Here is a 12,068-nt window from a genome sequence, read left to right as displayed (position 1 = left end):
GCGTATTTAGTCCGAAACGCTGCGCAAAGGTGCCGCCTCAATCCGCCTTGACCAGCGTGGGCTGACCGAGGTTGGCCGAACGCACACTGAGTTGCAATTGCTCAGCCTCGCCTCGGCTGCTCACCGGCCCCAGTCGCACGCGATGGAGAATCTGCTGGTTGCGCACCACTGAGCTGATGAACACCGGGGCAGCCACCGTATCGCTCAACTTGGCCTTGAGCAACTCCGCAGCGTCCGGATTGGCGAAGGCTCCCACCTGGAGATACAGGCCAGAGGCTACGACTGAAGCGTTTTTTTTTGCGTCTATCTGCACCGGCAGCACGGCCGCAGCATGCTGCTGGGCGGGTGGCGAGTACTTTTCGAGCGGCTGCGCAACCGGCTGAGGGACAGTCTTGACCTGGGCCGCTTGCTGCGCGGCCAGCACCAGAGGCACCGGCCGCCCTTGCTGGGCCCACCACTCATGGGGGTCGATGCCCTCGACCTTGACCCGCGCCGTGCCGCTCTCGGCATAGCCGAGTTTCTTCGCAGCGGCAAAGGACAGATCGATGATCCGGTCCGAATAGAACGGCCCGCGGTCGTTGACCCGCAGAATCGCACTCTTGCCATTGTCCAGGTTGGTCACCCGCACGTAACTGGGCAGCGGCAAGGTCTTGTGCGCGGCGGTCATGCCGTACAGGTCGTAGGTTTCGCCGTTGGCGGTGGCCTGACCGTGAAACTTGGTGCCGTACCAGGACGCCGGACCTACCGCCTGGTAGCGGCGCGCGTCGGGGATCGGGTAGTACTGCTTGCCAAACACCACATAGGGGCTGGCCTTGACCGCGCCATAATGCGGCATAGGTACCGCATCCGGGATCAACGAGACATCGACATCCCACCAGGGCGCCCCATCCTTGTGCGGACGACTGAAGTCGCCAGGACCGGTAATAGTCGCACCCGGCTTGACCGGCGCCACCGGTTGCGGCGTGCGGGTGGACGCGCAGCTCGCCAGCAAGAGCGCGAGAGCCGAGTAGGCAGCAAATCTGAACGGCAATCCCGACATTAATTGGCCCCTCGTGCGTCGACCAGCGATTCGGCCAACTGATTGACCGCCATGGCGTACATCACACTGCGGTTATAGCGGGTAATCACAAAGAAGTTCGGCAACCCCAGCCAGTACTCATCGCCCTGGGCACCTTCGAGGCGGAAGGCGGTGACCGGCATTTCGCCGTCCAGCGTGTCGCTGCTCGACCAGCCGAGGCGGCGCAATTGGTCGACGTTCAGCTGCGGATCGAGGCCGACGCTCAGGCCCTGCTCGACCTGTTCGCCGGCGACCGTGGCGACGCTGACCACCGGCTCGCCGGGCAGCCAGCCGTGGCGCTTGAAGTAGCTGGCCACGCTGCCGATGGCATCCACCGGATTGGTCCAGATATTGATATGACCGTCGCCGTCGAAGTCCACCGCATAGGCGCGGAAACTGCTCGGCATGAATTGCGGCAAGCCCATGGCCCCGGCGTAGGAGCCCTTGAGGGTCAGCGGATCGACCTGTTCCTCACGCGAGAGCATGAGGAATTCGCGCAATTCCTTGCGGAAGAAGGGCGCACGCGGCGGGTAATCGAAGGCCAGGGTCGAGAGTGCATCCACCACCCGATAGCTGCCGGTGTTGCCGCCGTAGAAGGTTTCCACGCCGATGATCGCCACTATCACTTGCGCCGGCACGCCGTATTCGGCCTCGGCACGCGCCAGGGTCGCTTCATGTTCACGCCAGAAATCCACGCCACGGGCGATGCGCGAGTCGGTAATGAAGATTGGCCGATAGTCCTTCCAGGGCTTGACCTTCTCCGCAGGGCGCGAGATGGCGTCGAGAATCGCCTGCTTGCGCTGCACTTCGGCGAACAGGCGACCCAGTTGCTCCGAGGCAAAACCATAATCGCGGTTCATCTCGGCGATGAACTCGCTGACCTGCGGCGAATCCTGATAATCGGCGGCGAGCGCCGGCTGGACCACGGCGAAGGCGGCGGCCAGACCGAGCCAAGATGTTTGCCGTGCAGCCCAGCCACGCAATATGTGCATTGAATTCATAACCCCAATTTAAGCCTGTGCAATCCACTTACGGTGCGTGTGGACCGACATCAGAATGCCAAACCCTGCCAGCAGGGTAATCAGCGAGGTACCGCCATAGCTGATGAACGGCAACGGCACCCCCACCACCGGCAGCAAACCGCTGACCATACCGATATTGACGAACACATAAACGAAGAACGTCATGGTCAGCGCCCCGGCCAGAAGCTTACCGAACAGCGTCTGCGCTTGCACGGTAATCACCAAACCGCGCGCGATCAACAACAGGTAAACCAGCAGTAACAAACAAACGCCGACCAGGCCGAACTCCTCGGCGAGCACGGCGATGATGAAATCGGTGTGGCTTTCCGGCAAGAAGTCCAGGTGCGACTGGGTGCCGAGCAGCCAGCCCTTGCCGAAGACCCCGCCGGAGCCGATCGCCGCCTTCGACTGGATGATGTTCCAGCCGCTGCCCAGCGGATCGCTCTCGGGATTGAGGAAGGTCAGCACCCGCTGTTTCTGGTACTCGCGCAGAACGAAGAACCACATGGCCACGGCGACCGGCACCAGCGCCGCCACCGCGCCGAGAATCCAGCGCCACTGCAACCCGGCGATGAACAACACAAAGGCGCCCGAGGTGATCACCAACAATGAAGTGCCCAGATCCGGCTGCAGCAGGATCAGCACGAACGGCAGCAGAATCAGCGACAGGCTGATCGCCACGTGTTTCAAACTCGGCGGCAAGCTGCGCTTGGCCAGGTACCAGGCGATGGTCGCCGGCATGATGATCTTCATGAACTCCGAGGGCTGGAAGCGAATCACCCCGGGGATATTGATCCAGCGGGTGGCGCCCATGGCGTTGTGCCCCATGACATCCACCACCACCAGCAGGCTGACGCCCGCCACATAAGCCAGAGGCACCCAGCGCGCCATGAAGCGCGGCTCGAACTGGGCGATGATAAACATGCCCGCCAGACCAATGCCGAAGGAGCTGGCCTGCTTGATCAACAAGTCGACGTTCTTGCCGCTGGCCGAATACAGAATGAACAGGCTGCCGACCGCCAGGATCAGCAGCAGCAGCAGCAGAATGCCGTCGATATGCACGCGCTGTAGCAGACTGGCACGGCGGCGCAACACGTCCTCGCTGGACAGCACGCGGTCGAAGTTACTGTTCATCGCTGGCCGACCTCTGCACTCACGGGCGTGGCGTACTCGGCCTTGAGCTGGCCGCTGTCATCGAGCAGCCAGGCATCCATCACCTGCTTGACCACCGGCGCGGCCACACCCGAGCCGGACTCGCCATTTTCCACCATCACCGCCACGGCGATCTGCGGATTGTCCGCCGGGGCGAACGCGATGAACAGCGCGTGGTCACGGTGGCGTTCCTGGACCTTGTTGCGATCGTATTTTTCGCCCTGCCTGATCGCCACCACCTGCGCCGTACCGCTCTTGCCGGCAATCCGATAGACCGCACTGTCGCCGACCTTGCGCGCCGTACCGCGCGGGCCGTGCATCACCTGCTCCATGCCGAAACGCGCCGAATCCCAGCTTTTCAGGTCACGCAACTGGATATCCGGCAGCGGCTCGCTGTCGACCGGCGGCAAGCCCTCGATGGTCTTGGCCAGGTGCGGACGAATCCACTTGCCGCGGGTGGCCATCAGCGCAGTGGCCTGGGCCAACTGCAGCGGCGTGGTCTGCATATAGCCCTGGCCGATGCCGAGAATCAGGGTTTCTCCCGGGTACCAGGTCTGCCGGTAGCGCGCCCGTTTCCAGTCACGCGACGGCATCAGCCCGGCAGTTTCCTCGAACATGTCCAGCGACACCCGCTGACCCAGGCCGAAGCGGGTCATGTAGTCGTGCATGCGGTCGATACCCATCTTGTGCGCCAAGTCGTAAAAGTAGGTGTCATTGGAACGCATGATCGCCATCTCCAGACTCACCCAGCCGTCGCCGCTGCGATTCCAGTTGCGATACTTGTGGCTGTGATTGGGCAGCTGATAGAAGCCCGGATCGAACACCCGCGAAGTGGGGGTGATCACCCCGGCATCCAGGGCGGCTACGGCCATCATCGGCTTGATGGTCGAGCCCGGCGGATAGAGGCCCCGCAGGACGCGGTTGAACAGCGGCTGGTCGATCGAGTCACGCAGTTCGGCATAGGCCTTGAAGCTGATGCCGGTGACGAACGGATTGGGGTCGAAACTCGGCTGACTGACCATCGCCAGCACTTCGCCGGTGCTTGGCTGGATCGCCACTATGGCGCCGCGGCGCCCACCCAGCGCAGCCTCGGCGGCTTCCTGCAGGCGCACATCGATGGTCAGCATGACATCCTTGCCCGGCAGCGGATCGACACGTTTGAGCACCCGCAGCACCCGGCCGCGGGCGTTGGTCTCGACCTCTTCGTAGCCGACCTCGCCGTGCAACTGCTCTTCGTAGAAGCGCTCGACGCCGGTTTTGCCGATATGGTGGGTACCGCTGTACGCCACCGGGTCGAGTTCCTTCAGCTCTTTCTCGTTGATCCGCCCGACATAGCCCACCGAATGGGCGAAGTGTTCGCGCTGGGGATAATGCCGCACCAGTTGCGCCACCACCTCGACCCCGGGCAGGCGGAACTGATTGACCGCGATGATGGCGATCTGCTCTTCGCTCAACTCGAACAACACCGGCACCGGTTCGAACGGCCGCCGCCCCTGGCGCACGCGTTTCTCGAACAGCGCGCGCTCATCGCTGCTCAGCGCTAGCACCTCGACGATCACATCCAGCACCTGCGCCCAGTCGCCCGCCCGTTCACGGGTCAGGGTCAGGCTGAAACTCGGCCGGTTGTCGGCGACCAGCACCCCGTTGCGGTCGAAGATCAGCCCACGCGTCGGCGGCAGCGGCTGCACGTGCACCCGGTTGTTTTCCGAAAGGGTCGAGTGGTACTCGTACTGCACCACCTGCAGGTAATACATGCGAGCGACCAGGGCCGCGGTCAGCAGCAGAAACACCAGGGCACCGACCACGGCACGCCGGCGAATCAGGCGCGCGTCTTTTTCGTGGTCCTTGAGGCGAATCGGCTGCGGCATCTATGACTGCTGATTAGTGGTGGAAAATCGGGTGGGCATTCATTTGTGGTACGGATGGCCGGACAACACCGTCCAGGCCCGATACAGCTGCTCGCCGAGCACGATCCGGACCAGCGGGTGCGGCAGGGTCAACGGCGACAGCGACCAGCGCTGTTCACTGCGCGCCTGGACTTCCGGCGCCAAGCCTTCGGGACCGCCGACCATGAGGTTGACGGTGCGCGCATCCAGGCGCCACTTGTCCAGTTCGACGGCCAACTGCTCGGTACTCCACGGCCGCCCTTCGACTTCCAGGGTGACGATGCGTTCCCCCGGCTGCACCTTGGCCAGCATGGCTTCGCCTTCCTGGCGAATCATCCGCGCCACATCGGCGTTCTTGCCGCGGGTGGTCAACGGAATCTCGACCAGCTCCAGGGCAAGCTCCGCCGGCATGCGCTTGGCGTATTCCTGCCAGCCTTCTTCCACCCAGCGCGGCATGCGCGAGCCGACGGCAATCAGTTTGATCCGCACGGAGCGAAGCCCTTACTCTTGTTCCGGTTCGGAGCTGAACTGCGCACGGCTCTGCTCGGCACCCTGCCAGAGACGCTCAAGGTCGTAGAACTGACGGGCAGTGGGCAGCATCACGTGGACGACGATGTCGCCCAGGTCGAGCAGTGCCCACTCGCCAGAGTCCAGGCCTTCGCTGCCGAGCGGTCGCACGCCGTGCTCCTTGACCTTCTCCAGCACGTTGTCGACCAGCGACTTGACGTGACGGCTGGAGGTGCCGCTGGCGATCACCATGTAGTCGGTGATGCTGGTCTTGTCGCGCACGTCGATGGTGGTGATGTCTTGCGCCTTGATGTCTTCCAGGGCAGCGATGGCCAGTTTGACCAGGTCTGCGCTGAGCATTTTTTGCTTCTTCATAAGTAACTCGTTTGCCTTGTGTTCAGTTCGACGCACGGTAGAGCCCGTGCGCATGGATATAGGTGAGTACCGCATCGGGCAGCAGAAAACGCACCGATTTGCCGCTCGCCAAGAGCGTGCGGATCTGCGTGGCGGACACCGCCAGGGGCGTCTGCCAGATAAAGGAAATCTGTCCGCCGGGCCCCTCCAGGGTCAACGGGTCGCTGATGCTGCGGGCCGCCAGCAGGTTGCGCAAGGTTTCCGGCGCTTCGCTGTCGGCATCCGGGCGCTGCAGCACCAGGATATGGCAGTGCTCCAGCAACTCGTTCCAACGATGCCAGGTGGGTAGCCCGCAGAAGGCATCCCAGCCAAGAATCAGGAACAACTGGTCGTCGGCCGCCAATTCGCTGCGCAACGACTCCAGGGTGTCGATGCTGTAGGACGGCTTGTCGCGTTTGAGCTCGCGGTCGTCGACACACAGCGGCGACACGCCGGCCACCGCCAGTTCGACCATGGCCAGGCGATCCTGCGCCGCAACCTGCGGCGCCTCGCGGTGCGGCGGTCGCGCACTGGGGATCAGGCGCAACTGGTCGAGGGCCATGAACTCCGCCACTTCCAGCGCACTGCGCAGGTGGCCGATATGCACCGGATCGAAGGTGCCGCCGAATATGCCGATGCGTTTAGGCATTCTGCCCGCGCAGCTGACCGTCGCCGATCACCACATACTTCTCGCAGGTCAGGCCTTCCAGACCCACCGGGCCGCGGGCGTGCAGCTTGTCGGTGGAAATGCCGATCTCCGCGCCCAGGCCGTACTCGAAGCCGTCGGCGAAGCAGGTTGGCGCATTGAGCATCACCGAGCTGGAGTCGACCTCGGCGAGAAAACGCCGGGCACGGCCCTGGTGCTCGGTGACGATGGCGTCGGTGTGGTGCGAACCATAGCGGTTGATGTGCTCGATGGCCTGCTCCAGACCGTCGACCACGCGAATCGACAGGATCGGCGCCAGGTATTCGGTGCTCCAGTCCTCCTCCGTCGCGGGCTTGGCCTGGATCAGCGCGCAGGTGCGTTGGCAGCCGCGCAACTCGACGCCCTTCTCGACGAACATCTGCTCCATGGCCGGCAGAAATGCCGCCGCCACGGCCTGATCGACCAACAGGGTTTCCATCGCGCCGCAGATGCCATAGCGGTAGGTCTTGGCGTTGAAGGCGATGGCCTGAGCCTTGGGCATCTCGGCCAGGGCGTCGACATACACATGACAGATGCCGTCCAGGTGCTTGATCACCGGCACCCGGGCGTCGCGACTGACCCGCTCGATCAGGCTCTTGCCGCCACGCGGCACTATCACATCGACGAATTCGGGCATCGTAATCAGCGCACCGACGGCGGCACGGTCGGTGGTTTCCACCACCTGCACCGCGGCGGCCGGCAGCTCGGCCGCGGCCAGGCCGAGCTGGATGCAGGCGGCAATCGCACGGTTGGAATGAATGGCTTCCGAGCCGCCACGCAGGATGGTGGCGTTGCCGGATTTCAGGCACAGGCTGGCGGCGTCGATGGTCACGTTGGGCCGCGACTCGTAGATGATGCCGATCACGCCGAGCGGTACGCGCATCTTGCCGACCTGAATACCCGACGGACGGTAGCTCATGTCGCGGATCGCGCCGACCGGATCGGCCAGACTGGCGACCTGGCGCAGGCCCTCGATCATGCCGTCGATGCGCGCCGGGGTCAGCGCCAGACGGTCCAGCAGCGCCGGCTCCAGGCCATTGGCGCGGCCGGCGGCCAGGTCCAGCTCGTTGGCGCTGGCCAGTTCGCCGCGCGCGGCGTCCAGGGCCTCGGCGGTGGCCAGCAGGGCACGGTTCTTCTGCGCGGTGCTGGCGCTGGCGACCACGCGTGAGGCGGCGCGGGCCGCACGGCCCAGGCGGGTCATATAGTCGAGTACGGACTCGGTCATGGTCTCGGTAGCCTGGCAATAACTAAAGCGGCTGATTATAGCGGCGCCACCGCCCCACGCACAGCGGCGCCTGGCGGATAGTGGACAAGCAGTAGCAATGATCTGCCGGCCAAGGCAGGCCCGGACATCGATATGGCTCTTGTTGCTATCATCGCGAGCAACCTGAGGCCTGCCTGCAACCAGTGAACTCACATGCCTGACGAACCCGCCCCAAGCCTGCCCTGGGCCCATGCCCGCCCCCTGACCGACAGCTTCTTCGATCGCGACGCGCGCCTGCTCGCCCGCGAACTGCTCGGCAAGGTGATTCGCCACCGCTGCGGCGAACGCTGGCTGAGCGCCCGCATCATCGAGACCGAAGCCTACTACCTGGACGAAAAGGGCAGCCACGCCTCGCTCGGCTACACGGAAAAACGCAAGGCGCTGTTCCAGGGCGGCGGGCACATCTACATGTATTACGCCCGCGGCGGCGACTCGCTGAACTTCAGCGCCCAGGGCCCGGGCAATGCGGTACTGATCAAATCGGCCTATCCCTGGCTCGACCCGGTTTCGCCCAGCGCCAGCCTGGCGCTGATGCAGCGCAACAACCCGGACAGCCAGGGCCGGCCACGCCCGCCGGAGCGCCTCTGCGGCGGACAAACTTTGCTGTGCAAGGCCCTGGGCCTGAAAGTGCCGGACTGGGATGCCCGGCGTTTCGACCCGCAGCGCCTGTTCGTCGAGGATCTCGGCGAGCGTCCGCGGCAGATCGTGCAGACTTCGCGCCTGGGCATTCCCGCCGGGCGCGACGAGCATCTGCCTTATCGCTTCGTCGACGCCGCCTTTGCCCGCCATTGCACACGCAACCCTTTGCGCCGCGGACAGGTCGAAGGTCGGGACTTCTACCTACTCACCACCGAGGATGCCCATCGATGAGCCAATGGCTCGACAGCTTGACCCTCTGGCTCACGGCCAACCCCGAGTGGCTCGGCCTGGCGATCTTCCTGATCGCCTGCCTCGAGTGCCTGGCGATTGCCGGGATCCTGGTGCCCGGCACCATTTTGCTGTTCGCCGTCGCCGTACTCGCCGGCAACGGTGCCCTGACTCTCAGCGAAACCCTGGCGCTGGCCTACTGCGGCGGACTGCTCGGCGACCTGCTGTCCTACGCCAGCGGTCGCTACTTCCACCAGGACATCCGCCGTCTGCCGGGATTGCGCCACCACCCGGAATGGATGGCGGGGGCGGAGTTCTACTTCCAGCGCTATGGCATCGCCAGCCTGCTGGTGGGCCGCTATATCGGCCCGCTGCGGCCGATGCTGCCGATGATTGCCGGCATGCTCAACATGCCGTTCGGGCGCTTTGTACTGGTCAGCCTGCTCGCGTCGGCCGGCTGGGCGGTCGCCTACCTGTTGCCGGGCTGGGCCACCGGCGCGGCGTTGCGCCTGCCCCTGCCCGCGGGGTTTTGGCCACAAGCCGCGGTACTGGCCGCCGGCCTGACCACCTTGCTGCTGCTCAGCGTGCATGACAGCCTGGGCGAACGCCGCCGCGCCAGCTGGATCACCGCCGGCTTGAGCCTGCTGCTGCTGTTCGGCGTGTTTATCGGCTGGCCACGCCTCGACCAGCTCGACCGCGGCCTGCTCGCCCTGGTGCAGGAACAGCGCAGCGCCAGCCTCGACACCCTGATGGTGCTGATCACCCGCCTCGGCGATTTTCACAGCCAACTGGCCGTTGCCGCCCTGCTCTGCCTGCTGCTGCTGCTGGCTCGGCAGCGGCGGGCGCTGCTGTTCAGCGGCGGCGCCCTGCTCGCGACCGCCCTGGCCAACGGCGCGCTGAAAGCCCTGCTGGCCCGCCAGCGCCCGGAGGTATTGCTCGAACCCTTGAACAGCTTCAGCCTGCCCAGCGGCCACAGTTCGGCGGCGTTCGCGTTCTTTCTGGTCCTCGGCGTACTCGCTGGCCGCGGCCAACCGGCGCGCCTGCGCCTGGCCTGGTTGCTGCTGGCCAGCCTGCCGGCCATGGCCATTGCCCTGTCGCGGGTGTATCTGGGCGTGCATTGGCCGAGCGATATCATCGCCGGCGCCCTGCTGGCAGGAGGCCTGTGCGCGCTCAGCCTGAGCCTGACGCAATGGCCCACGCCACTGCCGGCGATACCCGCCAAGGTGTGGTGGTTGGTCCTGCCGGCGTGCCTGGGACTGCTCGGCGCCATTGCCACCTGGCAACTGTCGGAGGGCGTCCTGCTCTATCGCTATTGAGCGGCGCCACTCTCGCCCTGCAGTTGGTCGAGCCAGGTTTGCAGTTGGCTCAGGCGCGCCTGCGGCGTGTCGATCTCGAGCAGCTGAAGTTTCTGCTCGAGCGCCAAGGGCAACAGGTAGGCCAACTGATTGGCCAGGGCCGCTTGACCGCTGACCGCGTCGGTCATGCCCAAGGCGGCGACCAGCGGGTGCTCGGCCAGGGCCTCGAGCAACGCGACGAGATCCGCATGTTCAAGTCCCAGAGGTTGCTCCGCCGCCTCCTCCAGCCAGTCGACCTCGGCGACGGTCAGTTGATCCGGCAACACCTGGGCGCGGCGAACCCTGAAGCGACGGCCACCTTCGACACGAATCCCCAGCAAGCCGTTGGGCCGCTGCTGAAAGTCGCAGATCCGCGCCTCGCAACCAATCGCCGAGAAGTGGCCGGCGGCCTCGCCGACCTCCTGCCCTTCGAGGATGCATACCACGCCGAAGCCCTCGCCCTGCTTCATGCAGCGGCTGACCATGTCCAGGTAGCGGGCCTCGAAAATCTGCAAATCGAGCAGGCAACCCGGAAACAACACGGTATTGAGCGGAAACAGGGATAGATTCATGGGGTTGCCCTCAGACCAGGAAGATGATCGCCAGCGGTAACAGTACCGCGGTGAGCATGCCCATCAGACTCATCGCCAGCGCGGCGAACGCGCCGCATTCTTCGCTTTCCTGCATGGCCCGCGCGGTGCCGACTGCATGGGCGGTCATGCCCAGGGCCATGCCGATCGCCGCGTGATGGTGCACACCACACAGGCGCAACAGCGACGGCCCGAGCATCGCCCCGACCACCCCGGTGATCATCACGAACACCGCGGCCAATGCGGCAATCCCCCCGATCTGGCTGGCCACCAGCATGGCGATCGGCGAGGTCACCGACTTCGGCGCCATGCTCATCAACATCAACGAGTCGGCGCCAAACCACCAGGCCAGGGCCACGCCCAGCACCGTGGCCACCACCCCGCCGATCAGCAGGGTCAGCACGGTCGGCCAGAACAGCTGGCGGATCCGTCGCAGATTGAGGAACAGCGGCACCGCCAAGGCCACGGTGGCCGGGCCGAGGAACAGGGTCAGGGCTTCGGCGCTGACCCTGTACTCGGCGAAACTCAGACCGCACAACAGCAGCACGCCGATCACGATCACCATCGACACCAGCACCGGCTGGAGGAACATCCAGCGGGTCTTCTCGTACGCCGCGATGGCCAACTGGTAGGCGCCCAGGGTGATCCCGGCGCCGAACAAGGGGTGATGGGTGACCGCCTGCCAGGCGCCGTACCAGTCGAGACTCATGCGTCCTCCCGGCGACGCTGCTGGCGCTCGATCAGCTTCTGCATCATCCAGCCGGCAAACACCACCGACAGCACCAGCGATAGCACCAGCGCGCCGATCACCGCCCAGAAGTCCGCGGCAATCGCATCGGCGTAGGCCATCACCCCGACCGCGGGTGGCACCAGCAGCAACGGCAGGTACTTGAGCAGGTTACTGGAGGCCAGGTGGAGGGGCTCGCTAACCTCGCCATGCACCAGCAGAAACAGCAACAGCAGCAACATGCCGATGATCGGCCCCGGCAACATCGGCAGCAACAGGACGTTGAGTCCAGTGCCGAGCAATTGGCACAGCACCAGCCAGGACAAGCCGCGTAACAGCATGGGGTGAATCTCCGAGTGAAGTGACGAGCAGCGTCGCGGCGCTACAACCGACCAGCAGTTCCCGCAAAAGCATAACGCCCGGACCTCAGGCCACGGCGCACCGCGGCCATTATAGGCTGGCAAAGCACCTGGCTATAACCCGCCATTCAGCAAGGCACTGCAGACTTGACCCAACAGCGGCCGCGTGATGATCTAGGGGCTGAGCGGTTCGAATCGAACAACAACAAACCCCCGCTTCCTCAA

At 64.8% G+C, this 12,068-nt stretch carries 13 protein-coding genes; 2 read left to right on the top strand and 11 right to left on the bottom strand.

Annotated features, from left to right (window positions below; translation table 11 throughout):
• Window positions 1–37 precede the first annotated feature (37 nt).
• The 8 genes from G9C89_RS16955 to G9C89_RS16920 are packed head-to-tail and all read right to left on the bottom strand — an operon-like array spanning window position 38 to window position 7,927.
• On the bottom strand, window positions 38–1,039 hold the full coding sequence (locus G9C89_RS16955; RefSeq protein WP_172150101.1) for a septal ring lytic transglycosylase RlpA family protein: 1,002 nt from the start codon (window positions 1,037–1,039) through the stop codon (window positions 38–40).
• Window positions 1,039–2,049, bottom strand: a complete 1,011-nt coding sequence (gene mltB / locus G9C89_RS16950; RefSeq protein ID WP_172150099.1) for a lytic murein transglycosylase B — start codon at window positions 2,047–2,049, stop codon at window positions 1,039–1,041. Before mltB ends, G9C89_RS16955 begins: the two co-directional genes overlap by 1 nt.
• An 18-nt stretch (window positions 2,050–2,067) precedes the next feature.
• A complete protein-coding gene (rodA, locus tag G9C89_RS16945; RefSeq protein ID WP_172150363.1) occupies window positions 2,068–3,171 on the bottom strand; it encodes a rod shape-determining protein RodA in 1,104 nt (367 codons plus the stop codon).
• A gap of 38 nt (window positions 3,172–3,209) precedes the next feature.
• Window positions 3,210–5,099: a penicillin-binding protein 2 gene (gene mrdA, locus G9C89_RS16940; protein WP_172150097.1), complete on the bottom strand. Its 1,890-nt coding sequence runs from the start codon at window positions 5,097–5,099 to the stop codon at window positions 3,210–3,212.
• Window positions 5,100–5,138: 39 nt separating this feature from the next.
• Window positions 5,139–5,606: a 23S rRNA (pseudouridine(1915)-N(3))-methyltransferase RlmH gene (rlmH, locus tag G9C89_RS16935; RefSeq protein WP_172150095.1), complete on the bottom strand. Its 468-nt coding sequence runs from the start codon at window positions 5,604–5,606 to the stop codon at window positions 5,139–5,141.
• A 12-nt stretch (window positions 5,607–5,618) separates the two neighbouring features.
• Window positions 5,619–5,984 carry a ribosome silencing factor gene (rsfS, locus tag G9C89_RS16930; protein WP_172150361.1) on the bottom strand — a complete coding sequence of 122 codons (366 nt, stop codon included), beginning with the start codon at window positions 5,982–5,984 and terminating at the stop codon, window positions 5,619–5,621.
• 37 nt (window positions 5,985–6,021) lie between these two features.
• Complete coding sequence (nadD, locus tag G9C89_RS16925; protein ID WP_172150093.1) at window positions 6,022–6,666, bottom strand: nicotinate-nucleotide adenylyltransferase; 645 nt, start codon at window positions 6,664–6,666, stop codon at window positions 6,022–6,024.
• Window positions 6,659–7,927 (bottom strand): glutamate-5-semialdehyde dehydrogenase, encoded by a 1,269-nt coding sequence (locus G9C89_RS16920; protein WP_172150091.1) that lies wholly within the window; start codon window positions 7,925–7,927, stop codon window positions 6,659–6,661. The genes nadD and G9C89_RS16920 overlap by 8 nt, the downstream gene beginning before the upstream one ends.
• 192 nt (window positions 7,928–8,119) lie before the next feature.
• Between G9C89_RS16920 and G9C89_RS16915 the strand changes: the two genes are divergently transcribed.
• Together G9C89_RS16915 and G9C89_RS16910 are read left to right on the top strand one after the other, a co-directional pair.
• Entirely contained in the window at window positions 8,120–8,836 is a 717-nt protein-coding gene (locus G9C89_RS16915) for a DNA-3-methyladenine glycosylase (RefSeq protein ID WP_172150089.1), read from the top strand.
• Entirely contained in the window at window positions 8,833–10,149 is a 1,317-nt protein-coding gene (locus tag G9C89_RS16910) for a bifunctional DedA family/phosphatase PAP2 family protein (protein WP_172150087.1), read from the top strand. The genes G9C89_RS16915 and G9C89_RS16910 overlap by 4 nt, the downstream gene beginning before the upstream one ends.
• Here the strand turns inward: G9C89_RS16910 and G9C89_RS16905 are convergent.
• The 3 genes from G9C89_RS16905 to G9C89_RS16895 are packed head-to-tail and all read right to left on the bottom strand — an operon-like array spanning window position 10,143 to window position 11,825.
• On the bottom strand, window positions 10,143–10,739 hold the full coding sequence (locus tag G9C89_RS16905; RefSeq protein WP_172150085.1) for an LON peptidase substrate-binding domain-containing protein: 597 nt from the start codon (window positions 10,737–10,739) through the stop codon (window positions 10,143–10,145). The two genes, G9C89_RS16910 and G9C89_RS16905, sit on opposite strands and share 7 nt — an antisense overlap.
• Before the next feature lie 10 nt (window positions 10,740–10,749).
• Window positions 10,750–11,466 carry an LrgB family protein gene (locus G9C89_RS16900; RefSeq protein WP_172150072.1) on the bottom strand — a complete coding sequence of 239 codons (717 nt, stop codon included), beginning with the start codon at window positions 11,464–11,466 and terminating at the stop codon, window positions 10,750–10,752.
• Entirely contained in the window at window positions 11,463–11,825 is a 363-nt protein-coding gene (locus tag G9C89_RS16895) for a CidA/LrgA family protein (protein WP_172150070.1), read from the bottom strand. The genes G9C89_RS16900 and G9C89_RS16895 overlap by 4 nt, the downstream gene beginning before the upstream one ends.
• Window positions 11,826–12,068: the final 243 nt, after the last annotated feature.

Origin of the sequence: Pseudomonas tumuqii, from assembly GCF_013184545.1 — a bacterium.
In the GTDB taxonomy this organism is placed as follows: domain Bacteria; phylum Pseudomonadota; class Gammaproteobacteria; order Pseudomonadales; family Pseudomonadaceae; genus Aquipseudomonas; species Aquipseudomonas tumuqii.
The sequence above is the reverse complement of the archived record's forward strand: the minus strand, read 5'-3'. Positions and strand labels throughout refer to the sequence as shown.